Genomic DNA, 26,999 nt, shown 5'->3' with positions numbered 1-26,999 from the left:
AGACATGACCGAGCCGAGTGCCGCGTCTATCGCGTTCCGAGACGCGCGGGTGCTGGACGGGAGCGGTCGCCCCCCGTTCACTGCGAGCGTGCGTGTCGCCGACGGTCGAATCGATGCCATCAGCGACGACTCGCTCGACGCCGACCGTATCGTCGACCTCGACGGGTCGTATCTCGCGCCGGGATTCATCGACATGCATGCGCATTCGGAACTGCGCCTGTTCGAGCACCCCGGGGCCAAGGAGAAACTGACGCAGGGTATCACGACAGAAGTCCTCGGGCAGGACGGGGTCAGCGTCGCCCCGGTTCCGGCAGCCCTCACCGAGGAATGGGCAGAACGGGTCAAGTCACTCGACGGGACCCTCGGCGATACGTGGCCGTGGCACAGCGTCGACGGCTATCTCTCGGCGCTCGAATCAGCCGAGCCGGCCGTCAACTGTGCGTACTACGCCCCACACGGCAACATCCGGTCGATGCTGGCCGGATTCGAGGACCGCCCGCTCACTGGCGAACACGTCGTCTCTGCCGGCCCAGTCACCAGTCAGCGGCTGGCCGAACCCGAGTTCGACGGTGACGCGCCACCCGGAGAACTGGACGCCCTCCAACAGGAACTGGAAGTGGCGCTCGAAGAAGGGGCCTTTGGCATGTCCAAAGGGATGATTTACCCGCCGAGTTCGTACGCCCGTGACGACGAACTGGTGGCGCTCGCGGACACACTCGCCCAGCGCGACTCGTTTATGATTTCCCACGTCTGGAACGAGACGGATCGGGTGGTCGAATCTATCGACCGGTATCTCGACATCTGTCGGCGCGGCGGCTGTCACGCCCACGTCTCCCATCTCAAGGTCGGCGGCCAGCAGAACTGGGGGGAGTCCGAGGCCGTGCTCGACCTGTTCGACGACGCCGTCGACCGGGGCCAACGGGTCACCTTCGACCAGTATCCCTACACCGCCGGGTCGACGATGCTGACCGCGCTGTTGCCGCCGTGGGCACGGCAGGGTGAGTCGGAAGACATCCGTCATCGTCTCAACTCCACGGCAGTTCGCGACCGCATCGCCGCTGACATCTCCCAGCCGGGCGACTGGGAGAACCTCGCGTACGCCGCCGGGTCGTGGGATAACATCCTCATCACGCGAACCGGAAGCAGTCGCTATCAGGGCGACACCATCGAGGATATCGCTGCCGAGATGGACCGCGAGCCGGTCGATGCGATGTGTGAACTCCTCGTCGCGGAGGAACTGGACGTGACGATGGCCGACTTCGTGATGGCTGAGGAAGACATCGAGCGGTTCCTCGCGGACGACCGCGGCACGTTCTGCACGGACGGTATCTTCGGCGGGAAGCCCCACCCGCGAGCTATCGGCGCGTTTGGCCGAATTCTCGAACGGTACGTCCGAGAGCGTGACGTGCTCTCGCCGGAACTGATGGCGTACAAGGCCGCCGGAAACCCGGCCGACATCCTCGGGCTCAGGGACCGTGGCTACGTCCGGGAGGGGTACGTCGCGGACCTCGTCGCCTTCGACCTCGACTCGGTGTCAGCCAACGCGACCTACGAGGAGCCGTTCCAGTACACCGACGGGATGGAATACGTCCTCGTCGGCGGTGAGATTGCCGTCCGGGACGGCGAACCGACCGGCACTCGGAACGGCGCGGTGCTTCGCTCCTATGAGGAGTGGGGCGGTGCGGCCCGTCCGGGCCTCGACCGCGCTGCTGGTGACTGACTGGTTCGACCGCTGCCTGTCGGTGCAGTGGTGGCGCGACAAAAACTGAGTGTCGAACTCCGACTGTGCTATTCCGGCACTTCGGCGTCGACGGCGTCGACGAAGCTGTTCATCTCTTGGAACAGGAACTCGTCGCTCTCGCCCTCGAACGGTGAGCCGGACCAGACATCGAGTTCGCCGTTGACGATCTCTTCCTCCGTCTCGGCGACGGTGTCTTTGACCTCCTGTGGGACCGCCGGCCCCCACTCGTCCAGCGCTGGGAGGTTCGTTTCCATGCCGCCCCAGAAGGCATCGGACTCCCAAGTCCCGTCCCGGACTGCGGAGATGGTCGGGCCGTAGACTTCTTCCCAGTTCCACACCGGGGAGATGAGGTAGTTGTCGCCGCCGAACTCGCCCATCGGCGCGTTGTAGCCGGAGGCCCACACGTCCGCCTCGTTGGCCGCTCTGACCGGTGCGGGAGAGTCCTGTTCCTGTGAGATAACGTCACAGCCCTCGTCGATGAGTGAGTTGGCCGCCTGCTTGGAGGTCTGTGGGTCGAACCACGCGTTGACCCACCGGATCTTGAACGTCGCGTCCGGGTTCACCGACCGCGCACCCAGCGCCATCGCGTTGATAGAGCGGATGACTTCGGGGATCGGGAACGCGGCGACGTAGCCGATGGTGTTGTTCTCGGTCACCATTCCGGCCGCCTGCCCGGCCAGATACCGGGGCTGGTAAATCCGGCCCATGTATCGCCCCATGTTCTCCCGGGTGCGATAGCCGGTCGCATGCTCGAAGTACGTGTCGGGGTACTGTTCCGCAATGTTGAACATCGGGTCTTGGTAGCCAAACGTCGTCCCGAAGACGATGTCGGCGTCACCCTGCGCGTACTGCTCGAAAACGCGTTCCGAGTCTTCTGGCGCGACAGCTTCTGTGTACTCGGTTTCCAGCCAGTCGTACTTCTCGTCGACCGTCTTTCGCCCCTCGTCGTGGGCCCATGACCACCCGAGGTCGCCGACCTCTGAGATGTACACCCATGCAGCAGTGACCGAGTCAGACCCGGAGCCACCATCGCCGCTGGTGGTCGTACCGTCTGTTGTGCCGCCGCTCCCGCCGTCGCCACCACTACAGCCGGCTAGCGCAGTTACCCCCGACGCCCCGAGGGCACCTAGCATTTCCCGCCGCGATATCGTTCGGTTGGTATTCACCATTACTGAACTGGGTAGATGTAGCGAAAACTTCTACTTAAGAGATACCATCTTTGACCTTGCAGCGAACAAATACATTCGGGCAAAATTGACTGAATGTCTATTTCGAGCGTCAGTAATAACACGAAATCTGTTGGAGTTGTCCGGAAGGCCACAGTACATGCAGGTGAGTGCGGCAGCTGTGTCCCGGTGGCAGAATCAGCTTGGGACCTCCCCCTCGACGGCGTCGACGTAGCTACTCATCTCTTGGAAGAGGAACTCGTCGCTCTCGCCTTCGAACGCCGAGCCCGCCCAGACGTCTAGCTGTCCGTCGAGTATCGCCGACCGCGACTCCGAGACGGTGTCTTTCGCTTCCTGAGGCACGTTTGGCCCCCAGTCGTCCAGACTACAGATACCTGCGTCGATCCCTTCCCAGTACGCGTCGGAGTCCCAAGTTCCGTCTCTGACTGACTCGATAGTCGGGCCGTAGAACTCCTCCCAGTGCCAGATCGGAGAGGTGAGATAGTTCTCGCCGGCGATGTCGCCCATCGGGGCGTCGTAGCCGGTCGCCCAGATACCCGCATCGGAGGCCGCACGGAGTGCAGCGGGCGAGTCTTGATGCTGGGCCATCACGTCGACGTCCTCGTCCAGCAGGGCGTTTGCCGCCTCGCTCTCGGTCGGGGGGTCGAACCAAGAGTTCGTCCATCTGACCTTCAGCGTCGCGCTGTCGTTGACAGACGCGGCCCCGAGCGCGTAGGCGTTGATGCCACGGATGACCTCCGGAATCGGGAACGCTGCCACGTATCCCAGTGTATCTGTTTCTGTGACGCTCCCGGCGGCCTGTCCGGCGAGATAGCGGGGCTGATAGATCCGGCCCATGTACCGCCCCATGTTCTCCATCGTCAGGTAGCCGGTGTTGTGCTCGAAGTACGTGTCGGGGTACTGCTCCGCGACTGACGCCATCGGGTCCTGATACTCGAACGTACAGCCGAAGATGATGTCCGCATCACCCTGTGCGTACTGTTCGAACACCCGCTCGGAATCAGCGGGGGCAACGGCTTCGGTGTACTCCGTTTCCAGCCAGTCGTACTCTTCTGCGACCGCTTCTCGACCCTCGTTGTGGGCCCATGACCACCCGAGGTCGCCGACCTCCGAGTTGTACACCCAAGCGGCAGTGACCGAATCCGCTCCGTCACTGCTGGTCGTCGTCCCGTCAGCAGCGCCGCCGTCGGCGGTGTTTGTGGCCGCTTCGCCGTCACCTCCACCGCCACCACCGCTACAACCGGCTAGCCCGGCTAGTCCTGCTGCGCCAAGCGCTGTCAGTAGCTCCCGTCTCGATTTGGTGCATTTCTTGTCAACCATTCACTAACCGGGTAGCCATTGCAGAAACAATTACTTAAATCGTTCCGTTAACGCAGCTTTCTCTGCGTTATCATTCAAATATACGCTATAGAAATGGGATAATATAGTACCATCTGGCAATTATATGGATCATATGTTCATACTATTGCTAGTGCCGACAGACGGAACCCAGATCCACAACGGACAGTAACACACCACAACTGATACTTGGCAAATGTCCGGCATTTCCCGTTCTGGACGGCGAATATGGCTACCTTTGGAAACAATTATGCCACTACATTGTTGATACCCGGCCAAGATCAGAGAGCATGTCCGAACACACCACGCTCAGGATGGAGGGGATTCTGAAGGAGTTCCCCGGGGTCGTCGCCAACGACCATGTCGACCTCTCCGTCGAGCGCGGGGAAATCCACGGCCTCCTTGGCGAAAACGGTGCGGGAAAAAGTACGCTGATGAAGATTCTGTACGGGCTCTATTCGCAGGACGACGGCGATATCTATCTCGACGGCGAGCGACTCGATCTGGAGTCGCCACAGGACGCCATCGATGCCGGCATCGGGATGGTCCACCAGCATTTCATGCTGATACCACGCCTCACCGTCGCTGAGAACGTCGTACTCGGCGAGCGTGAACCGGCCACAGTGTTCCGCAGCGATGCCGAGGACAGCTGGCTGCCAGCGGCGGTTCGGAACAACAGCCTCGTCCAGTCGCTCGCCGGCCAGTTCTCGCTCGGGCTCGACGTTCCCGAGCAGCAGATTCAGGATCTGGCGGACCAGTACGGGTTCGACATCGACGTGAGCGCGAAGATCTGGGAACTCGACGTGGGCCAGCAACAGCGCGTCGAGATACTCAAGGCGCTGTACCGGGATGTCGACCTCCTGATTCTCGACGAACCGACGGCGGTCCTCACGCCGACCGAGGCTGAGCGGCTCTTCGACTCGCTCGAACGGCTAACCGACGAGGGTCTTTCGATAATCTTCATCACGCACAAACTCACCGAGGTCGACGCCATCGTCGACCGGGTGACGGTGCTCCGGGAGGGGCAAAACGTCGGTACTGCCGAGGTGTCCTCGGTCTCCCGGGCGGACCTCGCGGAGATGATGGTCGGCCGCGAAGTCCTGTTCGAAATCGACAGGGAAGCGGTCGATCTCGGCGACCCGGTGTTGCGTGCACGCGGAGTCGAGGCCGACGACGACCGCGGTATCGAGGCTCTCTCCGGCGTCGACCTGACGGTCCGACAGGGCGAAATCGTCGGTATCGCAGGTGTAAGCGGCAACGGCCAGAAGGAACTGGCTGAGGTCATGGCCGGCATCCGGGACGTGACCGCCGGCGAGCTAGTGGTCGGCGGCGAGGACATCACCGGCGCGAAACCGAAGACGTTCGTCGACAGCGGCGTCTCGTTCGTCCCCGAAGACCGGCTCCGGTACGGCTGTGCCGAGGATCTCTCGGTGATGCACAACGCCACGATGAAGGACTTCAGAGACGGCCGGTTCGGCGACCGGCCGTTCCTAGACTACGGAGAACTCCGTGACTACGCCGAAACACTGGTCGAGGAGTTCGATGTCCGCGGTGTCAGCGACGTGACTGAGACCAACGCCGGCGACCTCTCCGGGGGGAATCTCCAGAAGCTCATCTTGGCCCGAGAGATATACCGCGACCCGGACCTACTTATCGCGAACCAGCCGACCCGTGGCGTCGATGTCGGGGCCATCGAGTTCATCAGGGAGACCCTGCTCGAACAGCGGAAGGCAGGCACCGGTATCATCCTCCTCTCGGAGGACTTGGACGAGATATTCGACCTGAGCGACAGAATCTTTGTCGTCTACGAGGGTAAGTTCGTCTACGAAACGACACCGGCCGAGGCCGACCGTGAACGAATCGGTCTAGAGATGACCGGCGGTGGTGACGACGACGGCGAGACGGTCGCGTCGACGCCACAGTCCGGCGTCACACAGGAGAGTGAGAGCTGATGAATGTCGCAGTAAACGTCGATGCGCGCGAGGATATTCCCGTCTGGCTGGCCTACGGGACGCCTGTGTTCACCGTACTGGCCGCGCTAGCGGTGAGCGCCATCGCACTGGTCGTCCTCGGCGTAAATCCCGTCGCGGCGTACGCAACGATGTTCGTCGACACGCTCGTTACCGAGTTCGGCCTGACCGAGACGCTGACGAAGGCGGTACCGCTGATTCTCACGGGCCTTGCGGTGTATCTCCCGCTGAAAGCGGGGCTGTTCAACATCGGTGCCGAGGGGCAACTCGTCGCCGGTGCGCTCGCTGGGACTTGGATCGGACTGAACGTCTCGCTCCCGGGTCTGGCACTGATCCCGTTGATGTTCGTTGCCGCAGCCGCGGCTGGCGGTATCTGGGCGGGCATTCCGGCCTACCTTCGCGCAAAGTGGGACGTCAACGAGATCATTACCTCGCTACTGCTGACGTTCGTCGCGCTCGAACTCCAGAGCTACCTGCTCCGGGGGCCGATGCAGGGCGGCACCGGGAACTTCCCGCAGTCGGAGCGGTTCTCCGAGGCCGCGACGATTCCGGAACTGGTCAGCGGGATCCACGCCGGCCTGCTCGCTGCCGTCGCGATGGTCGGAGTGACCTACGTCCTGATGACGAGAACGCGACTCGGGTTCGAAATCACCTTCGTCGGATCGAACCACGAGGCCGCACAGCAGGCGGGGATGAGCAAGTTCTACGTGTACCTCTTGGTGTTCGTCGTCGGGGGTGCGTTCGCCGCCATGGGCGGTATCAGCGAAATCGCTGGCGCACAGGGTCGATACCGCGCCGGATTTGAACCCGGATACGGCTTCACCGCCATTCCGATTGCACTCCTCGGCCGCAACAGCGCGCTCAAGGTGATGCTCGCGGGGCTGTTTTTCGCCGTGCTGTTCGTCGGCGGATCGAGCATGGAAGTCGCCTTCGGCGTGCCTGCGGCACTGGTCGAAATCATTCAGGCGCTGGTCATTCTCTTCCTCATCACCGCGGAGTTCTTCAAGAGCTACCGGGTCGGCATTGACATCACGCGCGGACCGGCGGAGACGCCGGCCCGGCCACAGCGGGGTGACGACTGATGGTGAGCTTCATCGCCGGCCTGCTCGATGCGACCGTTCAGGCGGCGACGGTGCTCCTGCTCGCCGGGATGGGGGAACTCATCAGCGAGCGGGCGGGCGTCCTCAACCTCGGCGTCGAGGGGATGATGCTCGTCGGCGCGCTCGGTGGGTTCATCACTACCGTCGTGACGGGGAGCCACTGGCTCGGGTTCGGCGTCGGCATCCTCCTCGGGATGGTGCTGGCGCTGGTTCATGCCTTCCTCTGTATCACGCTGAAGTCGAATCAGGTCATCAGCGGCGTCATGCTGACGCTGCTTGGAACCGGTCTCACGACGTTTTTCGGCTCTGGTTGGGTCGAGGAGTCAATCGACGGCTTCCCGCAGATGACGCTCCCGCTCGTCGGGCAGTACCTTGTCGGGATTCCGGTCATCGGTGAGGCGTTCTTCCGAAGCACGGCGACGGACTACCTCGCGCTCGGCCTGCTGGTCGTGGTCTGGTACTTCCTGTACCACTCGAACCTCGGGCTGGAGATGATCGCCGTCGGCGAGGACCCCGAGATGGCGGACACGATGGGCGTGTCCGTGTTCCGGCTGCGGTATCTGGCGGTGCTCATCGGCGGCGGGTTCGCCGGCGCGGCTGGGGCACACCTCTCGCTAGCCTTTTCCCAGCTCTGGGTGCCCGGGATGACCGCGGGCCGGGGCTGGATCGCCGTCGCGCTGGTCATCTTCGCGCAGTGGCGGCCCCGTCGGATGCTGGTCGGGGCCTACCTGTTCGGCCTGCTTGACGCGCTCCAGATCCGTTCGCAGTCCATCTCGCTGACGCTTGGCCCCGACGCGCCACTCGCGGGTGTTATCAATCCCGTCGTCGAGTTCCTCATGACGCCACAGATCATGGGGACGTACCCGTATCTGGCGACGATTATCGTACTGGCCTACGCCGTCATCCGGACCAAGAGCGACCAACTCGCGGTCCCCTCGGCGCTGTTGCAGTCATACAGCCGCGAGACGGACTAGCGGGCCGTCCGAAACCAACGGCCACACCTCCCACAGACCGTGTGTGTGGCAAATCTATTTATCCATATTCGGAGAACTCAGCATGTCTCATGAGCGCCAATCAGGTCTTCGAGAGAGGCGACCGTGTCGGTATCTACTTGCAAGATAAACACTCGCTTGAAGAGAACGTGGAACTCGTGCAGTACGCGGAGCAGCAGGGCATCGACGAAATCTGGCAGGCCGAATCGCGGCTCGCACGCGATGCTGTCTCCCCGCTCGGCGCGTACGCCGCTGTCACCGACGACATCAAACTCGGGACCGGGGTCATCAATAATTGGACGCGCAACGCGGCGCTGATCGCGCAGTCGATGAGCACGCTGGAGGAACTCGCCGGGCCGGACCGGATCATGTGCGGCATCGGGGCTTGGTGGGACCCGCTGGCCGAGAAAGTCGGCATCGACCGCAGTGGCGCACTGCGGGCGATGCGCGAGTGTGTCGAGGTGACACAGGACCTGCTTGACATGGAGAACGTCACCTACGACGGGGAGTTCGTCCAGATGCGGGACGTGGAACTGGACGTGGTCCACGGCGACGACGGGCCACGAACCGTGCCCGTCTACGTCGGCGGGACCGGGTTCAAGATGCTGGAACTCACCGGGCACTTCGCCGACGGCGCGCTGTTGAACTACCTCGTCAGCCCCGAGTACAACGAGAAGGCCCTCGACGCACTGGAGACTGGGGCGGAACGCGGCGACCGCTCGCTGGAGGACATCGACCGACCCCAACTCGTCGTCTGCTCGATGGACCACGACGAGGAGCAAGCACTGGACAACGCACGTGAACTCATCACCCAGTATCTCGGTCAGCAACCGCACATCATGAAAGCCAGCGGCGTCAGTCAGGACCTCATCGACGAGGTAGGCGAGACCATCGGCGGCTGGCCGGCCGACCACGAGGACATCGAGAAGGGGATGCACCTCATCCCGGACGACGTGGTCCACAAGCTCACCGCCAGCGGGACGCCCGAACAGTGCCGCGAGAAGGTCCGCGAGTACGCAGAAACGGGCTGTCAGTGTCCGATTCTCTATCCGCTGGGCGACGACCGGCGATTGATGATAGACGAGTTCGCCGACGGCTACCTGTAAGCTGTTCTGGACCGCCCCTCAGTCGTCGGCCGCGGCCTCCGCTGCTGTGCCGTACAGGCGCTCGACTTCCGTGATTTCAGGGTCGATCCTGTCGACGCCGCCGGTCGCCTTCTCGGCGCTTTTCGTGTCTTTCAGGCCGAAGCCGGTGGACACCACGACGACCGTTTCGTCTTGTTCGATGATACCGCGGTCGAGTGCGGTTCGGACGCCGGCGACGGGCGTCGCGCCCGCCGGCTCGGAGTAGATGCCCTCGGTGCTGCCCAGCAGTTTCTCGGCTTCTAAAATCTCGTCGTCGGAGACCAGCAGCGCGGTTCCGCCGCTCTGTTCGAGCGCCCGGCAGGCCTTGACGGTGTTTCGCGGTCGACCGACCGCGATGGAGTCGGCCAGCGTCTCGGCGATGTCGTCGACGTCGTCGTGGTCGTGGAAGGCGTCGTGGATGGCTGACGCCCCTTCGGCCTGAACGCCCAGCATTTTGGGGTGGCCCTCGACGTAGCCCATGTCGTAGAACTCCTTGAACCCCTTCCAAGCCCCGGCGATGGTACAGCCGTCACCCATCGAGAACACGACCCAGTCCGGGACGTGGCCACGGGCGATAGACTGGTCGGCGAGTTCGTGGCCGACCGTGCGCTTGCCCTCGACCTGAAAGGGATTGATGGCGGCGTTGCGGTTGTACCAGCCGTACTTCTCGGTCACTTCGACGCTGAGGTCGTAGGCTTCGTCGTAGCTGCCGTTGACAGCGAGTACGTCCGCACCGTAGACCAGCGGCTGTGCGAGCTTGCCCGTCGGGGCGTCACCGGGGACGAAGATCCGACAGTCCATCCCACCGCGGGCGGCATAGCCCGATAGCGACGCGGCGGCGTTGCCCGTCGAGGCGCAGGTGATGATGTCGCGGCCGGCGTGTTTGGCTTTCGTGACGGCGATAGCGCTGGCGCGGTCCTTGAAACACCCCGTCGGGTTTCGTCCGTCGTCTTTGACGAGCGTCTCGACGCCCAGCGCCTCGCTGAGGTTCGGCGCGTCGAAGAGGTCCGTCCCGCCCTCGTTGAGCGTCACGATGTCGGCGTCCGACGCGACCGGGAGAAACGCCTCGTACTTCCATTGGCTCGCAATCGGTCCGCCGAGGTCGCCGTCGAACGCGTCGTCGATAGCGTCGTAGTCGTACGTTACTTCGAGAATGCCCTTCACGCCCTCGTGTTCGGGACAGGTGTAGATGATCTGGTTCGGGTCGTACTCCGCCCCACAGAGTGTACACTCGAGGGTCGTGACTTGCGTCATGCCCATACTACATCCTGAGTACAACCGGGTATAAAACCGTACTGCGGCTTCAGCCCGGTTGTGAGGCGAACCGCCTCTGTCGTGGCCGCCACACCGCCACACACGGACCGCACACGCCACACATACATTTGTGAACAATCTATCAGGTTGATGGATACCAAAACCGCTACAGCGGGCGGTCCAAGAACTGGCCACGGCCCGCCGTTGACTGGACCCTGTGGTCCGTTGCGACGACCTCTCCGCCAGCGATGACAGTGTCCACGCGCGCGCTCCAGTACTGTCCCTCGTATGGCGTCCAGCCACCGACGAACGCGTGGTCGTCGGCGGTGACCTCGTACTCTTCGGTCCGGACGAGCATCACGTCCGCATCTGTTCCAACCTGCAGCGAGCCTTTTTTCGGGTAGATACCGGCGTTCCGGGCCGGTGCTGCACACACGAGTTCGCGGAGTCGCGGCCACGAAATCCGACCTTCGTGGACGCCCTCGCTGACGAGGAACTCGACCATCGTCTCGACGCCCGGGAGGCCGGCGTCGGGCTCCCAGATGTCCTCCCAGCCGGCTTCGCGCGTCTCGCGGTAGGTCGGGAAGTGGTCTGTGCCGATGAGGTCGATGGTCCCGTCTCGAACTGCGTCCCAGAGTCGCTCCCGCTCGGCGTCGGATTTGAGGCTGGGATTGACCTTCAGGAACGGGCCCTTTTCTGCAACGTCGCCCTTCGAGAAGGCCAGATACTGCGGGCAGGTTTCGAGCGTGACTGGGACGTTCGCTCGCGAATTGAAACGGGCGGCCTCGCGTGCGCCGCTTCCGCTGGAGATGTGGACGACGTGCAGCGGGCAGTCGGCGTACTCCGCGAAGCAGCACGCCCGGGAAATCGCGTCCAGTTCAGCTTCGAGCGGCCGTGAGTCCATGTACACGTCTGGCTCGTCGCCGTCGATAGTCGACCGCGCGTCGTCGAGCAGTCCCTGTGTCTCACAGTGGACGCGAACCGTGCCCCCGGCATCGCCGACCTGCCGCATGAGTCTGGCGATGGTTTCGTCGTCTGCCAAGTACGGGTCGGCGGTGAACGTCTTGAAATCTGCCGTGCCAGCGCTCATGATACCAGTCACGTCGATGTCGGGCTCCTGAACGTTACCCGCAACGAGGCCGAAATCGACGTGTGCAAGGTCCGCACACGTCGCTGCTTTTTCTTGCAGTGCAGCGGGAGTTGTGACGGGTGTTTGCGTCGGCAACTCAATGACTGTCGTCACCCCACCGGCGACCGCACTTGCGGTCTGTGACGCGAAGTCGATTCCGTCCGGAAACAGCTCGTCGTCGTGCATATGAGTATGCACGTCGACAGCGCCCGGGATCGCGACCATCTCGTCCGCGTCGATGACGATATCCGGGTTACTGGGAGTCGGGACCGACGACGCCGGACCAGCGGCGTCTATGGTGCCGTCAGTAATCGCAATCTCACCGTGCTGGACGCCGCGAGCCGTCACCACCTGTGCGTCTCTGATGTGAACATCTGTCATACCTGTAGGGCCCGGGCGAGAGAGGAAAACAGTTGGTGTGTGAGACGCCACATCCGGCGCACACGTCAGTTGTGAAATGGTGGCTGCTACGGCCGCTCTGGGGCGGATAGCTTTTAGTCGGCTGCCGGTATCCCCCCACTTGTGATACTGAACGCAGGGACGCTCGTCACGATGGACGATGAGCGCACGGTCCGGTCGGAGGCACACGTCGTCGTCGAGGACGGTGACATCGTCGCTATCGAAGACGGCTACGCGTCGGGCGCTGACGTGATCGATGCTACTGACGAAGTCGTCATCCCGGGACTGGTGAACTGCCATACCCACATGTACGCGCTGCCGATCCGTGGCGCACCGCTCGCTGCCGAACCCGAGAGCTTCTACGAATCGCTCGTCGACATCTGGTGGAACGTCGACGAGGCGTTTACCGAGCGTGACGCTCGCCTATCAGCACTGGGGTCGTGTGCGGAGATGCTTCAGAGCGGCGTCACCACGTTCTGTGACAACTACTCCGGGCCAAACACGCTGCCGGGCGGTCTCGACGCCGTTGCAGAGGGCGTCGCACAGACGCCGATCCGCGGGATGATTAGCTTCGAGGCAACGGCCCGAAACTCAGAGGCTCAGGCCAGAGACGGAATCGCGGAAAATCGGCGATTCATCAATGAAGCGGAAGACCAGTATGACACCGTGTCCGGCCACTACTGCCTCCACACGCTGTTCACCAACACCGAAGATATCGTTGAAGAGTGCGTCAACCGGGCTACCGACGATGACCGCCCTATCCAGATACATCTCGAAGAAGGGCTGGTCGACGTACACGAATCCATCGCCGACTACGGGAAACGACCGGTGCCGGCGCTTGAGGATATGGGGTTTTTCGACGCCGAGATTATCGCCGCTCATTGCGTCCACTCGACCGAGTCCGAGATCGAAATCCTCGCAGAAAACGACGTCAACGTCGCCCACAATCCCTATTCCAACATCAACAACGCCGTCGGTATCGCTGATGTGGAAACGATGCAAGCCAACGAGATGACAATCGGGCTCGGTGACGATGGGTGGGACCCGGACATGTTCGAGACCATGCGTTCGGCCGTCGGCATCCACAAACTCAAGCAACACAACCCGAGCGGCTTCGACATGGCTACCGCTCTTGAATGGGCGACAATTGGTAGTGCGGCGGTACTAGGGATGGACGACGCCGTTGGAAGTATCGAGGTCGGCAAACGCGGTGATTTTGTCACGCTGGATCTGGGGCCAAATCCCGTGTTGGAGGGGAGTGCGCCCTACTACGTCGTCAGCGCTGCAAGCAGTGCAGACGTTACCCGGACGATTATCGATGGGAAGACCGTGTACGACCAGAAATCCGGCGTCACCGGAGTCGATGGTGCGGATATGGCTACTGTCGGCGATGCGAGTGCCGAACTCTGGGAGCGGTTGTAGGTCAGCTGCCGGACGGGTCTGTCCCGGATCGCTGTAGATTTGGAGCTACATAGTATACACTCTTAGGGTGTATACTTATTTCCTCGATAACTCTCAGAAAGCCCCTCTGTGTCCACTAAAATAACTACACCCTAAGGGTGTAAAACAAAGGCCGATATTTCGATTTTACCGTTAGTGTGCACATTCTGTACACACGGTATTTCGACCATAGCGGGGTTGACGGGGGAAATCCGTCTCTGCAGTGTACGGTCGCAAATGTTTCCGGTTCCCGTATGTAATAGTGGGACTGTGTGCGTGGGTGTCATATGGTAGTCAGTGACGCCTTTGAGACGTTCACGCAGGTGCTCGAATGCCTCGATTCGTCTGACACTGAGGTCAAATCAGTCTCAGTCAGGGGCCAGACGACCGCGGATAACGACGAAATCAGTGCTGACCTGACGCTCGCGACGCCGGTATTCGGCGGGGTATCGATACACGATGACGTCTCTGTCGACGCTGAGGAGTTCGATGTGACTGATAAGCGGATTGAGATCGACGTGACGGTGACTGTCCCAGTCGGAACTGACATACCGGTGCCACCGTCAGATCAAGGGGAGGCGTCCACTGAACTGGCACAGTCCCTCTCGCAGTCGGATTCCGTGCCAGCATACAAAGACCCCGAAGCACTTCAGGCAGCCTACGACGCCTGCGATACGTTCCCGGAGATGACCGAGGCGCTTGACGCCGACGTGACCTCCGAAACGGTCCGTCGGTATATGGTGGAGTACGATATCCACGACCCGACTGATACGACGCCACAGGCAGGCGGACTCAGTCTTGCAGACGTGCAGGCAGATTCCGATACCGATATCGATGCAAGCTCCTCTGGCGAGTCAGACCCTTCTGACGACAGGGCGGGCGACAATAGTCAGCCCGAAGAACCGGACGGACTGGGTGCCCGGTCTGTCGCTGCGTTGCTCGCCGAGGCGGATTCTCAGGACAGCGACGACAATCTCGTCGCGGATGGACTCGGCATCTCACAGGACGTGACTGTGGCCGAACTCGCACAGACTGTTACTCAGTCCACCTCTCTGGACGAGGTGACCCAGCGTCTCGATTTGAACCAGACACATGCCCGGCGACTACTGTCGGAACTGGATCTGCTTGACCTCGTTACCCATCGGCTGGCAGCCAACCAGATACGTGTCTCGAACGCCGAAATCAAGCGCCGTATCACTGCAGCCAGTCATTGACGATCCCTACGCGGTGGGTGCGCGCGAAGATTAACTATCATCATCAATGGAAACTGTTTTTGTAGCCCGGTTTGAACGTGTGTTAAATGGCAACTATCCGCGTGCGAGATTGGACGAAAGAACAGATCGAGAAGATACGTGACACGGAGTCCCACTCCTCGCATGATTCGGTTATCAAGTCGCTGCTGAAAGACCGAAAGCTGGCGAAATATGCGGACGATGCCGCAGAGACCGTTCCGGAGTCGTCATCCGAGTCCCGGACGAAGGAGCCCGACACCGCATTTGATGACCTGACTGTCCTAGGCGAGCTGACCGGTGCAGACAATGGGGTGTTGTTTCTCTGGTGCCCCAGTTGTGGGAACGAACTGGCACATCTGACTGCGGATAACCCACTTGGTCTGTCTGTGTTTGAGATCGAGTGCCAGCGCTGTCTCACCCATCTCGACCGACACGCCATCGTTGCCATCGAAATCGGCTATCCGATCGAACAGAAGCTTGTTGACGACTGTCTACAGGAAGACCTCAAGGATTGCGTCGTCGATTACTGGGACCGGACACTCGATTCAGCCGCTGTGGGTGCGCTTGATGACGACCTCGACCCGGCGCATCTCGTCTGGCAGTTCGACCAGTATCTTCGGGCGTTCGCATGGGAGTGGCCTGTGGATGTCCCCGTCGTTGGCTTTGCCACAGACGAAACCTATCACAACACTACCACCGACGAGTATCTCGAAGTTATCGAGCCAGTCTCGGAGAACCGGAACGCGATGGATTCGTTCAAGATACGGCGGTACGCCGGCGAGCCAGAAACCCACGACGGTGAGACGGAAATTCTCGATAGCACTACTGTCGTTGAGCACATTGTTAATCGGCGACTTCTGGTCGAAGCACGCCCCGACTCGCCCTCACTGCCCGAGTCGACCGAACCGACAACGTGACTTTCCCAGACCTCCATATACATCTACTTTCGAAAATCCTCAAGTACTATCAACACAAGTAAATACATATACACTCAAAACAGATACGGCAGATACTGTATTCTTGGTATATCTCCCAGACAATCTCACATCTGGCTATTTAGTGCTAAAAAGCGACTATCTGAATCTTTAGATGCGGTATACCGACATCTCTGGAAGCAGACGTTCTGTCTCAGTTTGTTTCTGCCGTCGGACGGGAACACCGAAGGCAGACAACGCTCTCTGCGACCCAGTTCACGTCTGTCGAGTCACAGTGCGGACAGCGGTGGTGGTCGGTGTCGTACTCTGTGGTTCCGCGAGGCGTGGGGAGGAAGCCGTCGTCGATCACCTGCTCGATGAGACTAGGGAACCGTTGTCGTTTGACGATGGCTCGCTGTGCGAGGAAGCTACCGGGGTCGTCAGGATCCGCGCCATGGAGGTCTTCCCAGGGAAGAGCGATTTCGCCGTTAGCGGGGCCACGGGCGACTTGCTGGATGAGGGTCGCAGCGGCCTCGAACAGCGGCGTCGTCCCCCACGCTTGCGGGTTGTCAACAGCACTTCCAGCGTCCTTGTAGGCCGATTCCGCTTCGCGGTACGCCGCCTCGACACCGTCGAGTCCTGCGACTGCTCGGAAGTCTCCGACGAACTCCTTGAGGCAGGCGTGCTGAACGGGGTGTTCGAGCCCGTTGCCCAGATCTTTCGCTACGGCGACCCCTTCGACGCCGCGGCGGGTGGCGCGCGTGTCCTGTCCAGCGACCCGGTAACAGACTGCGCTCGTCGCGAGGTACTGGAGCCCGTCGCCGACCCATCCTTTCTCATCGGCGCTAAAGGGGCCGAGACCTTCTCGTGGGTCCGAAAGAACTCGCCACCCGGCCCGTGTGTACTCGTCTCCAGCGCGACGGTAATCGCGGTCAGCAATGGCGGCTACTGCCGCGGCCCGATGTCCCGCGTCTTGTGTGCGCATGAAGTCACTACGGGGGACGGCCTCACAGGCTTTCGCACCCAACAAATCGGTATCACTGTCGGTCTGAACCGCCAGACAGAATACGGCCCGGTCCTGTCAAAAAGACATGCAGTCGGCACTTCTCGTCACGACGCTTACGGTGTCATTCCGGTTTGTTATCGGTGTTGTTGCCAGTGTCGCCGCGACGGTCGCGATGGACTTGGTGATGGCCAGACTGCCGGAAGGCGAAACAGCGCCGTTCATTGCGTCAGGTGTGTTGACGAACACCGTTCCAGAGGATGCCCCAGAGCGACTCGCGAGCGTGGTCCATTACATCGCTGGCTGGCTGACTGGCCCGCTGTTCGTCTGGATGCTTCTCACCAGTGAAGGGCTCGTAGGTGGGCAGTCGATACTTGCGACAGTAGTCGCTGCTGCTGTCCTTTACACGCTAATGGTCGGTTTCTTCGTCTTCGTCGTGCTCCCGCGGTCCCGGCTCCCGTCGACTCGGATGGCGGATATCCGACGCGACTGGGCGATTTCGGCGGCCGCGTATCTGCTCGTTCTCGTGCCACTTGTCGCACTCGGGTCCCGGGTCGTCTGAGATAGCCTGAACCACAATTTCACTTGATCGAACGGTAAACAGGAGTGCTTGCCGACCGTCTGAACGCGCTCACTCGGCGAGCGACAGCTCGCCGTCCGGCCCCACCTCACCGACTTCGCCGGTGTGGTACCAGTCGTCCCGGAGCGTTTGTGCGCCACTTTGGTCACCGTCGAGGAACCCACCGAGGACAGTCGGGCCACGGACCAGTATTTCCCTGCTTTCGGAGACAGCGATTTCCACGCCCGGCATCGGGTCGCCGATTGACCCCTCCACGAAGGACTCCGCCGGGTTCAGTGCGCCGACACCAGTTGTTCCGACGGAGCCGTAGAGCTCGCATATCGGAACGCCCAGCCCTCGGAAGAAGTACAGCAGATGATCGTCGAGCTGGCCGGTCCCGGAGAGGGCGTATCTGAGGTTCGATAATCCCGCCTCTTTCCGGAGCGGCTTGTACACGAGCCGCTTGGCGGCCCTGTATTTCAGCGGCGTTCCCCGTCCTTCGACGATTCCCTGCCCGTAGGATGCAACTCGACCGCCGACCTTCCGCTTCATCCAGCCCATGTCGCCGAGACGGTCCTGTATCGTCCCGTAGAGCTGCTGGTACATCTTCGGGACACCGACAAGCACGTCCGGCTTTACCGCCGCGAGCTGGTCGATGAACGCCTCGGCTCCGAGGTAGGCGACGGCGCTTCCCGTCGCCCAGAGGTAGTACGTCGCGACACGTTGGTAGATGTGTGCCAGCGGGAGCGAACAGGTCCCCGTCGCCCCGGGACCGGCAGGAAGTTCCTCGCGGAGGCTCGCTGCTGCTGCCAGCAGATTCCGGTGTGTCAGCGCGCAGCCGGCCTTCTCTGCAGGGGAAGCCACGTCGAACGCGACTGTCGCAACCTCGTCTCCGTCAGTCTGGAGGCCGGGAAGCACTCTCGCCTCAGCAGTCGGTAGATCGTCGAACTCGAGGACAGTTTCGACTGCCATCGTGAGGTCCTCGGCCACGCCTCCGGCTGCCACGAGTCCGACTGCGCCGGTCCGCTCGATAATCTGGGCTGCCCGGTCGTCGCTTGCAGACGGGTAGAGTGCAACCGGGACAAGCCCGGCGAAATGACAGGCCAAGTCGAGCACGGACCACTTGTACTGGGACTGTGCTCTGATGGCCAGTCGGTCCCCGGGGCGAAGTTCCGTCGAGAGGAGCCCGCCCGCGACTGCTTTCGCCCGCTCGGCCATCTCCTCGAAACTCCGTTCGACGAACTCGCCGTTATCTCTGACGAGCGCTGCGGTCCGGTCTCCGTGTTCCGACACGATGTCTTCGAACCAAGCCGCTACTGACCCCTCCGGGACTGAAAGCGAGCCGCCGTCGTAGATATCGCTGTCGAGACGCACGCCGGCGTCTTCGCTCTGGCGGTCAACTGGGACCGGGTCTTCTGATGCCGTTCGGTCATGATAGAGCTGGCCGGGTTCGTACTCGTAGTCGTCGCTGACCTCCGTCTCGAAGTAGTCAGCGTAGTTCTGGTCCTCATCGCCAGCGGCGATATGTGCATCGAGCCAATCCCGAGCAACTGTCAAGACCTCCATCGTGACGTACTCTCCGTTCTCGTGTTTCTCGCGAAGCTCTCGCACTTTCCCAGCGAACTCCTCGTGCATTTCACGGTGGTTGTAGAAACAGTCGCTGCAGTCCATGGCGTAGCCACAGTTCTGCATGAACTCCTCTTCGTCACCGAAATGATACTCCGTGTATCGTTCGAGTTCCCGGAGAATGTCACCAACTTCTTCCTCGGAATGGCCCTCGTTCATCGCCGTGTGGAGGTCGTTCAGCAGCCCGAACAGGCGCTTGTGCTGCTCGTCGAACCGCTCGACATTTGTGCTGTACCGTTCTTCATCCCACTCGGCGAACTTCCCCGTCGAGTCTGTGCCCATACCTGTTCTGTTACCCATTATTTGAAAAGTAACTCTCACGTTCCCACCGAGTGAAAATGCGGTCTGCTTTCCAAGTAGTTGCCAGTTAACATTGCATTCGGGATGCGAGAATTACGTGACGAAGCGGTCGTCGACGTCCTCACTGACAACGGAATCGGCGTGCTGGCACTGTCTGGCCCGACAGGGGCGGCCCCGTATCCGGTTCCGGTCGCGTTCGGGTACGACCCGGCGACGGATAGTCTGGCGTTTCACCTCTCAGAGAGCGAGGAGAGTCAAAAACACCGCTATCTGACGGCGGACGCCACGGTCGGATTCACGGTGTATGAAGAGACGGAACCTAAATCCGTGTGGCGGAGTGTCGTGGTTACGGGTGAGCTGGTAGAGGCGACGTACGGCGAGGTAGAGCCGGCACTTGCCTCGCTGGCCAGCAACACACAGTTCGCCCCCAACCCAGTCAGCTGGGACGATACATCGACGACGACGCCGTATGAACTTCGAATCGATGACTGGTACGGACGGGAATTCCGAGTCGGGTGAAACAGGTGTCACGACCCACTGATACCACTGCTCCAGAATCACCCTCAGCGCTTCATTCACGGCCGCTCGGTCCGTGCTGAGTTCTCAGTCCGTGGGAACCAGCGTACGTCATTATGCTGTGGGGCCCGTAGCTATACATAGAGGTGTCCCAGATGCTACTGCCAACAACTACGCTACTCCAACACGGACCGATGGGGCCCCACGGTGGGGCAACGGGCATGGGCATGGCTCCGGGTGGCTGGTGGCTACTGTTCGTAGCGTTCGTCATCGCTGCTGTGGCGATAGGGGTCCTGCTGTACGTACAGCTACAGCGTGAGGTGACCGCTGAGCCGGACTCACTGGAGACGCTGAAACAGCAGTACGCGTCGGGAGAAATCGACGAAACGGAGCTTGAAACGCGGGCCGACCGATTGCTCCAGTACGAGCCGTAGGCCGCGACACTGGCAGCGCTGTGAGTCTGGCCGGAGAGGCCACTTGTAGAACTGTGCACTGTGACGTCCCGACTGCGCCCACGGCCGTCTGACACGCACTTCGTGGTACATTTATTCTGCAACACTGTACGATGGGTATGGACCCGGACGACGTTCGCGACGACTGGGCCTCCCGCTCCGGGAAGTTCTCGCCGGCGTACTACGCTGAAATCGGACCGAACGAAGTGAGTAAGACGCTGCGCAACGTGCTCGACCACTACGTTCAGGATGACGCCCGGATCATCGAACTGGGGTGTGGTTCGGGCCGGCATCTGGCACACCTCAAGAACAACGGCTATGCGAATCTCACGGGTATCGACATCAACGACGAATCCTTCGACGTGATGGCCGAGCACTACCCTCGGCTCGCGGACTCGGGGACGTTCCACACCGGAGCGCTGGAGGACATCGTCACCGAGTTCGAGGACGACGCCTTCGATGTCGTCTACTCGGTTGAGACGCTCCAGCACATCCATCCGGACGATGCGTGGGTGTTTGAAGAGATCGCTCGCATTGCGGGTGACCTCCTCGTAATCGCCGAAAACGAGGGTAACAGCCCCGAACGTGGACGCGAGGATACTGCTGTAAGCTACGTCAATGACGAGTTTCCGCTGTATCACCGCAACTGGAAGCAGGTGTTCTCGGAACTCGGGTTCGCGCAACTCATTCGGGAACCCACGTCCCGGGACACCATTCGCGTGTTCCGTGCACCGTAACTCTCACCTGTAGCTGTCACTGCTCGTCGGTTCTGTCATCGGATAGCGACCCGCCGGTAACTTCACAATCGATAACCGGGCAGCAACTATTTGTGTCACGGTATCATGCGTCAAGTTGGATCGCTATGCAACTGTGCCAAAACTGTCAGGCGGCTATCGACGAGTACCTCTTGGACAAACAACTCGAACCCCTGCGAGACCTCACAGTCGACGACTTCAATCTCTGTGCCGACTGCGTGACCGTCGTCGCGGACGCCTGTGTGGAGTGTGACGGCGCGGTGTACGTTCCTCGGTCCGAAACCGCGGTCCCTGACTGTTGTCCCGCGTGCCGATCCGAGCACATTGACGAAACCGGGACTGACCCGGGCTGGCATTTCGACACGGTGTCGACCTGACTCGGGCCATACACTTGGGCGCTGACCCGGAGCAGCTACTCGTGGCTGCCGACGTGGGCAGCATCCTCGCTTTTGCGCTACTGACAGTGACCTGAGAGACTGTTCGGTGACCGAATGAGAACTCTGTGTTCCGTACCCGAGTAGAACAATACGTCTCGGTACAACTGGCTTCGATAGTACTTCGGACACACACTGTTTGTCGAAATTTCTGAACGGCGTATTCGGCGATAGGGGCCGTGTGTGTGCGTCACAGTGGCGATAGAAGCTTCATACTCCTCCAGCACATACGATTGGTCTCTACTGGAATGACACGCTCGACACGACATATTGGCTTGCTGTTTGCTGCGCTCGCACTCATCTGGGGACTTTCCTTTGTGGCGATCAAGACTGGTCTCGAAAGCGTCCCGCCGGTGCTGTTGGCAGCTGTCCGACACGATATCGCTGCAGTCGTCCTGCTGGGCTATGCCCTCTGGCGGGGCCGGTCACTGCGCCCACAGACCCGCGATGACTGGTCGCTGATTCTCATCGGCGGCACTGTCCTCATCGGTGCACACTTCGCACTCCTGTTTCTCGGACAGCAGTACGTCCCGAGTTCCTTCGGCGCAATCCTGCTCAGTCTCACGCCGGTTGTGACGCCGGCGTTCGCATCGACGCTGATCCCGAGTTACAGGGCTCGACCGCACGAACTCATCGGCACTGTCTGTGGGTTCATCGGTGTGGTCATCATCGCGAACCCCACTCCCGGAGCGGTCGGTGGCCGGCTACTCGGCGTCGCCCTGCTCATCAGTTCGGCTGTCGCCTTCGCCGTCGGCGCAGTCCTGACGGAACGTTACACCAGTTCGCTCCCGCTCGTGAGCCTCCAAGCTTGGATGACGCTGCTCGGTGCGGGCATCCTGCACGCCGTCAGCGCAGGGCTCCCTTCGGAGCGACTCGGAACCGTCACAGTTGGGCTCGAACAGCTCGCGGCAATCGCATATCTTGGCATCGTCGCCAGCGCAATCGGGTTCCTCCTCTACTTCCGCCTGATCAGCACAGTCGGGGCCGCTGAAACCAGTCTGGTCTCCTACGTGGTCCCGGCAGTGACGGCCATCAGCGGCTGGCTCCTGCTCGGGGAGACACTCGGTCCGGTGACTATCATCGGCTTCGCTGTCATCGTCGTCGGCTTCGCGTGGGTGAAAGCCGACGTGCTTCGGTCGGTACGCCGTCGCCGAACGGGCTCGCAGTCGTACCGCCCGTACGGGCCACAGGAGGACTGTGTCGTCGTCAGCGGGAACGCGTACTCGACGCAGGACTGAGACCCCAAGGAGGGGCGTCAGGACTTAGCCGTTGCCACACATTGTAATGGTATGTCTTCCCATCCCGGGTTCCACTCGCTATACGACGAGACAGCGGCATCCATCTCCGTGACCGGGACACTTCCCGACTGGCTCCGTGGCAGTCTCATCCGGAACGGACCCGGCGACATGTCGGGAGCGTCGACACCGACCAGCCGGCGTATATGCACAGTTTCGCGCTCACGCCACGGTACGTCGTGTTGACGGAGTTCCCGCTTCGCCTCGATCCGAGACGCTTTCTCAAGCCCGGTCGACAGGCACCCTTCATCGAGCAATTCGAGTGGGACCCTGACCGCGGGACCCGAATCATCGTCATGGAGCGCACTACGGGAACCGTCGTCGCTGAACCGGTCATTGACGCCGTATTCGGCTTCCACCACGTCAACGCGTTCGAACGAGCGGGTGGCAGGGAACTCGTGTTCGATCTCGAAACAGTCCCCGATGCGACGACTATCGACTCGCTGTATCTGGATAATCTCCGGGCCGGCGAGATGGGCGCTATCGTCGGCCGAATCGAGCGGTTCACTGTGGACCTCGGCACCGAAACCGATGGGAACAGATACGGTGACGCCGACCCGGCGGTGTCGCGCGAGATGTTGTATGGCGACGGGAGCGCGCTGCCGACTGTTTCACCGTCTCGTTGGTGTCGCCCGCACCGCTACGTGTACGCGATGGGAATGGATACCCCCGTCACCGAGTGGGCCCATCGTGTGCTGAAGCTTGACACGGACACTGGCGCTGTCGAGGCGTTCGACGACGGCGGGGACTACTTCGGCGAGCCGGTGTTTGTCCCTGCACCGGACACCGCCGCTGAGGATGATGGCGTGGTGCTAGTCGTTGCACTGGACGCGGACGCCGAGCGTTCCCGGCTGCTCGTACTCGACGGCCGGACGTTTGAGGAGCGCGCCAGAGCATCGCTCCCCCACGCAGCTCCGTTCGACTTTCACGGCCGGTATTTCCCCGAACTCAGCGTGGCCTCCGACGAGTGAAGCTGTGAGCGGCGATCTGGCAACGAGCACGGAACCGCCGAGGTAAAGTTCGGTCCGCCTAAAATTCGAAAACCCTTTATTCATTTAGGCTGGCCTAAACAGTATGCTAACAGAATCGACTGACACTTCGGCACTACCACACCGGTTGTCAGTGACACCGACACCGGACGGAGCGTCCTAAACATGGCGACGACGGGGACCCGGACGGAGACGTCGTTCGACCATGATGTCATCATCGTCGGAGGCGGTCCAGCCGGTTGTTCGGCGGGGGTGTTCACGGCCAGAGCAGACCTCGATACAGTCATCTACGACCGCGGTCGGTCGTCGCTCAAGCGGTGTGCGTACCTCGAAAACTACCTCGGCTTTCCGGCCGGCATCGACATAGAGACGCTGTACGACCGGATACAGGACCACGCCGAAACCGCCGGTTGTACCATCGTCTCCGAGCTGGTCGAATCACTCGACAGAACTGCAGGCGGGGCGGGGTTCGTCGTCGAGACACAGGACGGGGAGACAGCTACGTCCCGTCGCGTCATTGCGGCGACCCGCTACGACGGCGAGTATATGCGCGGTCTTGACGACGACGCGGCGATGTTTGAGACGATAGAGCACGACGGCGAGGAACACGAAACCTTCGACAGCGGGTACGCCGACGCCGACGGCACGACACCGGTCCCGCGTCTCTATGTTGCGTCACCGTCCGAGGCGGCGGATATGCAGGCTATCATTGCAGCCGGTCGAGGCGCACGGGTCGCACGCCGGGTGATCACAGATACGAGAACAGACGACGGCTGGTGGGAGTCCGCCGCTGACGGCGTGGACTGGGTTCGCCGCGAGGTCGAACTTGACGACGAGTGGACCGACCGGGCGACTTGGGTCGACTATTTCGACGACCGGTACGCCGAGGATGCCCCTGTCGAGCCGGATTCGGCTCGGTTCCGGCGGGTCCGTGATGCGGTCATCGACGAACGGCGGTCGTCGTATATCACGTCTGAGGAGATAGCTACCCGGACTGAGACGGGGCAGGAAACACTGGCGGGCTACCTGGACCCGGAAGCGGTCGTTTCGGGGCTTGATCAGACCGCTGTTCTCGATGCAATGGACGACGAAAGGATCCGGGACTACCTCGGCGCGAGCGACGGACGCGCGGAGGTGAGCGAGTAATGGCGAGCGAGACGCGGGGAGCTACCGATGCGTGGTCGCGAGCCAGATCCTGGCTCGACACCCCCGACGGGTCCCTGCTCGGGCTGTGTGTCGCAAGCGTTGCTGTCGCCTTTGGGGCTGGTCTCCTGCAGGTAAGCTTCGGGGCGTATTCGATGACGATCGTTCAGGCCTGGCAGGCCGTGTTTGACCCGAAAGTGTGGCTCAGTGTCCAAGCATGGCAGTCGTTCTTTTTTGGGGCCGAGCTTCCCGAACTGCCAAGGCGGACGCTCATCGTCTGGAACATCCGGATGCCGCGGGTACTCGTTGCGGTGCTTGCAGGGATGTGTCTCGCCGTCTCCGGGGCGATATTCCAAGCTGTGACACGAAACGAGCTGGCGAGCCCGTTCGTGCTAGGCGTGAGTTCCGGAGCGGGGCTCACCGTTCTGCTGACTCTCGTTCTGTTCAGTAGCCTCGCCCCGTTTCTGCCGCTGTTTGCGGCGGTCGGCGGCTCCATCGCGTTCCTGCTCGTGTACATGATCGCGTGGAAGGGGGGAACGAGCCCGGTCAGACTGGTTCTAGCCGGTGTCATCGTAAACATGGTGTTTACCTCCCTCCAGCGGGGGCTGTTCTTCTTCGCCGACGATCTGGGCGTTGTCCAGTCAGCACTGGCCTGGATTACGGGGTCCCTGACGGGCGTTGGCTGGGAGGAGTTCCGCATCGCTGTCATCCCGACACTAGCCGCGACGCTACTCGCACTGGCTGGTGCACGGCAGCTGAACCTTCTCCTGCTCGGCGAGGAGACTGCGAGCTCACTCGGGATGAGTGTCGAGCGGGTCCGGTTCATGCTGTCCGCGGTCGCCATTCTGGCGGCCAGTACGGCGATCTCCGTTGCAGGGATCATCGGGTTTTTCGGCCTCGTAGTTCCACACATCGTCCGACTTATCGTCGGGAGCGACTACCGCCGGCTCATCATCGGCTGCGTGTTCGTCGGTCCGGCGCTGATGGTCGTCGCGGACGTCGGTGCACGGCTGGCTCTGAACCCCGCACAGGTCCCGGTCGGCGTCGTCACTGGCGTCGTCGGTGGACCGTACTTCCTCTACCTGATGCGGCGACAGGAACAGATGGGTGAAATCTAATGTCACAGGACAACTCTAACTCGAACGGTATCGCCACGCCCAATGACACCGCTGCTGGGTCTGTCCCCGGCCGCCGGGACTGGCCGTTGATCGGTGATGATGTGGAACTTTCGTATTCCAGCACAGATGAACCGGTCATCGACGGTGAATCGATCACTGCCAAACCCGGGGCCGTGACCGCACTCGTCGGCCCGAACGGGTCGGGCAAGAGCACGCTGCTGAAAGGTCTCGCCAATCAGCTCGAACCGGACGCGGGCTCGGTACTGCTAGATGGGCAAGACATCCAGACACTCGAAACTAAAGCGATTGCTCGCAAGCTCGGCCTGCTCTCTCAGGAGAGTACGTCGCCAAACAGCATCTCGGTCGAGGATCTGGTGTATCACGGCCGCTACCCACATCGTGGGTTCTTCGACAGTGTCACCGAAGAGGACGAGGCGGCTGTTGAGCGGGCGATTGATCTGGCTGGCTGTGGACATCTCCGTGAGCGTGAAGTCGGCAGCCTCAGTGGTGGCCAGAAACAACTCGCTTGGATTGCGATGGTCCTCGCACAGGACACCGACGTACTGTTGCTCGACGAACCGACGACGTTCCTCGACCTCCACCATCAGCTTGAGGTAATGGAGATCATCGAGACGCTTCGGGACGAAAGCGACATCACCATCGTGGTGGTCCTCCATGACATCGAACAGGCGGCCCGCCTCGCCGACAAGATGGTCGCACTCAAAGACGGCGAAATACAGGCCCGGGGGGAGCCAGAAGCCGTCGTGACGGAGCAATTACTCGCGGATGTATTCGAGATCGAGGCGGAGGTCTCGGCCACGCCACACGGGCCGCGAGTGAATCCGATCCGTGCCCGCCACGACGGCGACGAATATCCGTCTGGTGACGAAAGTGCCGAACCGGACCGCAGCGAGGAGATCGTGGCCGAATAGGGGAGCCGACGACCACGATACCGATCTCTGCGCGCCGGGCTTTTGACACGGACGCCG

At 61.5% G+C, this 26,999-nt stretch carries 23 protein-coding genes and 1 pseudogene; 18 read left to right on the top strand and 6 right to left on the bottom strand.

Annotated elements, in window-relative coordinates:
- Positions 1-4 precede the first annotated feature (4 nt).
- Entirely contained in the window at positions 5-1,720 is a 1,716-nt protein-coding gene (locus tag Har1129_RS18955) for an amidohydrolase family protein (RefSeq protein WP_151102383.1), read from the top strand.
- Positions 1,721-1,788: 68 nt separating this feature from the next.
- Here Har1129_RS18955 and Har1129_RS18950 read toward each other — a convergent pair whose 3' ends face one another.
- Together Har1129_RS18950 and Har1129_RS18945 are read right to left on the bottom strand one after the other, a co-directional pair.
- The gene (locus tag Har1129_RS18950) at positions 1,789-2,910 is read right to left on the bottom strand and encodes a BMP family ABC transporter substrate-binding protein (RefSeq protein ID WP_151102382.1); all 1,122 of its coding nucleotides are present in this window, start codon (positions 2,908-2,910) and stop codon (positions 1,789-1,791) included.
- Positions 2,911-3,105: 195 nt separating this feature from the next.
- The gene (locus Har1129_RS18945; RefSeq protein ID WP_151102381.1) at positions 3,106-4,248 is read right to left on the bottom strand and encodes a BMP family ABC transporter substrate-binding protein; all 1,143 of its coding nucleotides are present in this window, start codon (positions 4,246-4,248) and stop codon (positions 3,106-3,108) included.
- Positions 4,249-4,556: 308 nt separating this feature from the next.
- On the opposite strand from Har1129_RS18945, the gene Har1129_RS18940 reads away from it, so the two are divergent.
- From Har1129_RS18940 to Har1129_RS18925, 4 genes are all read left to right on the top strand, one after another.
- The gene (locus Har1129_RS18940) at positions 4,557-6,218 is read left to right on the top strand and encodes an ABC transporter ATP-binding protein (RefSeq protein WP_151102380.1); all 1,662 of its coding nucleotides are present in this window, start codon (positions 4,557-4,559) and stop codon (positions 6,216-6,218) included.
- Positions 6,218-7,318 carry an ABC transporter permease gene (locus tag Har1129_RS18935; protein WP_151102379.1) on the top strand — a complete coding sequence of 367 codons (1,101 nt, stop codon included), beginning with the start codon at positions 6,218-6,220 and terminating at the stop codon, positions 7,316-7,318. Before Har1129_RS18940 ends, Har1129_RS18935 begins: the two co-directional genes overlap by 1 nt.
- Positions 7,318-8,310: an ABC transporter permease gene (locus Har1129_RS18930; protein ID WP_151102378.1), complete on the top strand. Its 993-nt coding sequence runs from the start codon at positions 7,318-7,320 to the stop codon at positions 8,308-8,310. Before Har1129_RS18935 ends, Har1129_RS18930 begins: the two co-directional genes overlap by 1 nt.
- Before the next feature lie 89 nt (positions 8,311-8,399).
- Positions 8,400-9,434 carry an LLM class flavin-dependent oxidoreductase gene (locus tag Har1129_RS18925; protein WP_151102377.1) on the top strand — a complete coding sequence of 345 codons (1,035 nt, stop codon included), beginning with the start codon at positions 8,400-8,402 and terminating at the stop codon, positions 9,432-9,434.
- 18 nt (positions 9,435-9,452) lie between these two features.
- Here the strand turns inward: Har1129_RS18925 and thrC are convergent, their stop codons facing one another.
- Entirely contained in the window at positions 9,453-10,712 is a 1,260-nt protein-coding gene (thrC, locus tag Har1129_RS18920; RefSeq protein ID WP_151102376.1) for a threonine synthase, read from the bottom strand.
- A gap of 160 nt (positions 10,713-10,872) precedes the next feature.
- Positions 10,873-12,216, bottom strand: coding sequence for a dihydroorotase family protein (locus tag Har1129_RS18915; protein WP_151102375.1), 1,344 nt, complete (start codon positions 12,214-12,216; stop codon positions 10,873-10,875).
- A gap of 141 nt (positions 12,217-12,357) precedes the next feature.
- Between Har1129_RS18915 and Har1129_RS18910 the strand changes: the two genes are divergently transcribed.
- From Har1129_RS18910 to Har1129_RS18900, 3 genes are all read left to right on the top strand, one after another.
- Positions 12,358-13,656 carry an amidohydrolase family protein gene (locus Har1129_RS18910; protein ID WP_151102374.1) on the top strand — a complete coding sequence of 433 codons (1,299 nt, stop codon included), beginning with the start codon at positions 12,358-12,360 and terminating at the stop codon, positions 13,654-13,656.
- A gap of 305 nt (positions 13,657-13,961) precedes the next feature.
- A complete protein-coding gene (locus Har1129_RS18905) occupies positions 13,962-14,888 on the top strand; it encodes a hypothetical protein (RefSeq protein WP_151102373.1) in 927 nt (308 codons plus the stop codon).
- A gap of 86 nt (positions 14,889-14,974) precedes the next feature.
- On the top strand, positions 14,975-15,823 hold the full coding sequence (locus Har1129_RS18900; RefSeq protein ID WP_151102372.1) for a hypothetical protein: 849 nt from the start codon (positions 14,975-14,977) through the stop codon (positions 15,821-15,823).
- A 211-nt stretch (positions 15,824-16,034) separates the two neighbouring features.
- On the opposite strand, the gene Har1129_RS18895 is transcribed toward Har1129_RS18900, so the two are convergent.
- Entirely contained in the window at positions 16,035-16,805 is a 771-nt protein-coding gene (locus Har1129_RS18895) for a hypothetical protein (protein WP_151102371.1), read from the bottom strand.
- A gap of 106 nt (positions 16,806-16,911) precedes the next feature.
- On the opposite strand from Har1129_RS18895, the gene Har1129_RS18890 reads away from it, so the two are divergent.
- Positions 16,912-17,385 (top strand): hypothetical protein, encoded by a 474-nt coding sequence (locus tag Har1129_RS18890; RefSeq protein WP_151102370.1) that lies wholly within the window; start codon positions 16,912-16,914, stop codon positions 17,383-17,385.
- A 69-nt stretch (positions 17,386-17,454) separates the two neighbouring features.
- Here the strand turns inward: Har1129_RS18890 and Har1129_RS18885 are convergent, their stop codons facing one another.
- Positions 17,455-19,290, bottom strand: coding sequence for a bacteriohemerythrin (locus Har1129_RS18885; RefSeq protein ID WP_151102369.1), 1,836 nt, complete (start codon positions 19,288-19,290; stop codon positions 17,455-17,457).
- Positions 19,291-19,392: 102 nt separating this feature from the next.
- On the opposite strand from Har1129_RS18885, the gene Har1129_RS18880 reads away from it, so the two are divergent.
- The 9 genes and pseudogenes from Har1129_RS18880 to Har1129_RS18840 all read left to right on the top strand — a co-directional run bounded on the left by Har1129_RS18880 (position 19,393) and on the right by Har1129_RS18840 (position 26,942).
- Positions 19,393-19,827 (top strand): pyridoxamine 5'-phosphate oxidase family protein, encoded by a 435-nt coding sequence (locus Har1129_RS18880; RefSeq protein WP_151102368.1) that lies wholly within the window; start codon positions 19,393-19,395, stop codon positions 19,825-19,827.
- A 152-nt stretch (positions 19,828-19,979) separates the two neighbouring features.
- Complete coding sequence (locus Har1129_RS18875; RefSeq protein WP_225307866.1) at positions 19,980-20,258, top strand: SHOCT domain-containing protein; 279 nt, start codon at positions 19,980-19,982, stop codon at positions 20,256-20,258.
- Positions 20,259-20,395: 137 nt separating this feature from the next.
- A complete protein-coding gene (locus tag Har1129_RS18870; RefSeq protein WP_151102367.1) occupies positions 20,396-21,013 on the top strand; it encodes a bifunctional 2-polyprenyl-6-hydroxyphenol methylase/3-demethylubiquinol 3-O-methyltransferase UbiG in 618 nt (205 codons plus the stop codon).
- Between the two features lie 125 nt (positions 21,014-21,138).
- Positions 21,139-21,408 (top strand): hypothetical protein, encoded by a 270-nt coding sequence (locus tag Har1129_RS18865; RefSeq protein WP_004965433.1) that lies wholly within the window; start codon positions 21,139-21,141, stop codon positions 21,406-21,408.
- Between the two features lie 305 nt (positions 21,409-21,713).
- Positions 21,714-22,703, top strand: coding sequence for a DMT family transporter (locus Har1129_RS18860; RefSeq protein ID WP_151102366.1), 990 nt, complete (start codon positions 21,714-21,716; stop codon positions 22,701-22,703).
- 149 nt (positions 22,704-22,852) lie between these two features.
- Positions 22,853-23,731: pseudogene (locus Har1129_RS18855) on the top strand (carotenoid oxygenase family protein); the annotation flags it as partial.
- A gap of 183 nt (positions 23,732-23,914) precedes the next feature.
- Complete coding sequence (locus tag Har1129_RS18850; protein ID WP_151102365.1) at positions 23,915-24,895, top strand: NAD(P)/FAD-dependent oxidoreductase; 981 nt, start codon at positions 23,915-23,917, stop codon at positions 24,893-24,895.
- A complete protein-coding gene (locus Har1129_RS18845) occupies positions 24,895-26,010 on the top strand; it encodes an iron ABC transporter permease (protein ID WP_151102364.1) in 1,116 nt (371 codons plus the stop codon). Before Har1129_RS18850 ends, Har1129_RS18845 begins: the two co-directional genes overlap by 1 nt.
- Entirely contained in the window at positions 26,010-26,942 is a 933-nt protein-coding gene (locus tag Har1129_RS18840) for an ABC transporter ATP-binding protein (RefSeq protein WP_151102363.1), read from the top strand. Before Har1129_RS18845 ends, Har1129_RS18840 begins: the two co-directional genes overlap by 1 nt.
- The last annotated feature ends 57 nt before the right edge of the window (positions 26,943-26,999 follow it).

This window comes from Haloarcula sp. CBA1129 (assembly GCF_008729015.1).
GTDB lineage: Archaea > Halobacteriota > Halobacteria > Halobacteriales > Haloarculaceae > Haloarcula.
Note: the sequence above shows the minus strand (reverse complement) of the source record. Positions and strands in the feature narration are given on the sequence as shown.

What these genes read in the sequence shown, in the direction of transcription:
- Har1129_RS18955 (WP_151102383.1), top strand. Translation starts at nt 5, where the DNA reads ATGACCGAGCCGAGTGCCGCGTCTATCGCGTTCCGAGACGCGCGGGTG.
- Har1129_RS18950 (WP_151102382.1), bottom strand. Translation starts at nt 2,910, where the DNA reads ATGGTGAATACCAACCGAACGATATCGCGGCGGGAAATGCTAGGTGCC.
- Har1129_RS18945 (WP_151102381.1), bottom strand. Translation starts at nt 4,248, where the DNA reads ATGGTTGACAAGAAATGCACCAAATCGAGACGGGAGCTACTGACAGCG.
- Har1129_RS18940 (WP_151102380.1), top strand. Translation starts at nt 4,557, where the DNA reads ATGTCCGAACACACCACGCTCAGGATGGAGGGGATTCTGAAGGAGTTC.
- Har1129_RS18935 (WP_151102379.1), top strand. Translation starts at nt 6,218, where the DNA reads ATGAATGTCGCAGTAAACGTCGATGCGCGCGAGGATATTCCCGTCTGG.
- Har1129_RS18930 (WP_151102378.1), top strand. Translation starts at nt 7,318, where the DNA reads ATGGTGAGCTTCATCGCCGGCCTGCTCGATGCGACCGTTCAGGCGGCG.
- Har1129_RS18925 (WP_151102377.1), top strand. Translation starts at nt 8,400, where the DNA reads ATGAGCGCCAATCAGGTCTTCGAGAGAGGCGACCGTGTCGGTATCTAC.
- thrC (WP_151102376.1), bottom strand. Translation starts at nt 10,712, where the DNA reads ATGGGCATGACGCAAGTCACGACCCTCGAGTGTACACTCTGTGGGGCG.
- Har1129_RS18915 (WP_151102375.1), bottom strand. Translation starts at nt 12,216, where the DNA reads ATGACAGATGTTCACATCAGAGACGCACAGGTGGTGACGGCTCGCGGC.
- Har1129_RS18905 (WP_151102373.1), top strand. Translation starts at nt 13,962, where the DNA reads ATGGTAGTCAGTGACGCCTTTGAGACGTTCACGCAGGTGCTCGAATGC.
- Har1129_RS18900 (WP_151102372.1), top strand. Translation starts at nt 14,975, where the DNA reads ATGGCAACTATCCGCGTGCGAGATTGGACGAAAGAACAGATCGAGAAG.
- Har1129_RS18895 (WP_151102371.1), bottom strand. Translation starts at nt 16,805, where the DNA reads ATGCGCACACAAGACGCGGGACATCGGGCCGCGGCAGTAGCCGCCATT.
- Har1129_RS18890 (WP_151102370.1), top strand. Translation starts at nt 16,912, where the DNA reads ATGCAGTCGGCACTTCTCGTCACGACGCTTACGGTGTCATTCCGGTTT.
- Har1129_RS18885 (WP_151102369.1), bottom strand. Translation starts at nt 19,290, where the DNA reads ATGGGCACAGACTCGACGGGGAAGTTCGCCGAGTGGGATGAAGAACGG.
- Har1129_RS18880 (WP_151102368.1), top strand. Translation starts at nt 19,393, where the DNA reads ATGCGAGAATTACGTGACGAAGCGGTCGTCGACGTCCTCACTGACAAC.
- Har1129_RS18875 (WP_225307866.1), top strand. Translation starts at nt 19,980, where the DNA reads ATGCTACTGCCAACAACTACGCTACTCCAACACGGACCGATGGGGCCC.
- Har1129_RS18870 (WP_151102367.1), top strand. Translation starts at nt 20,396, where the DNA reads ATGGACCCGGACGACGTTCGCGACGACTGGGCCTCCCGCTCCGGGAAG.
- Har1129_RS18865 (WP_004965433.1), top strand. Translation starts at nt 21,139, where the DNA reads ATGCAACTGTGCCAAAACTGTCAGGCGGCTATCGACGAGTACCTCTTG.
- Har1129_RS18860 (WP_151102366.1), top strand. Translation starts at nt 21,714, where the DNA reads ATGACACGCTCGACACGACATATTGGCTTGCTGTTTGCTGCGCTCGCA.
- Har1129_RS18850 (WP_151102365.1), top strand. Translation starts at nt 23,915, where the DNA reads ATGGCGACGACGGGGACCCGGACGGAGACGTCGTTCGACCATGATGTC.
- Har1129_RS18845 (WP_151102364.1), top strand. Translation starts at nt 24,895, where the DNA reads ATGGCGAGCGAGACGCGGGGAGCTACCGATGCGTGGTCGCGAGCCAGA.
- Har1129_RS18840 (WP_151102363.1), top strand. Translation starts at nt 26,010, where the DNA reads ATGTCACAGGACAACTCTAACTCGAACGGTATCGCCACGCCCAATGAC.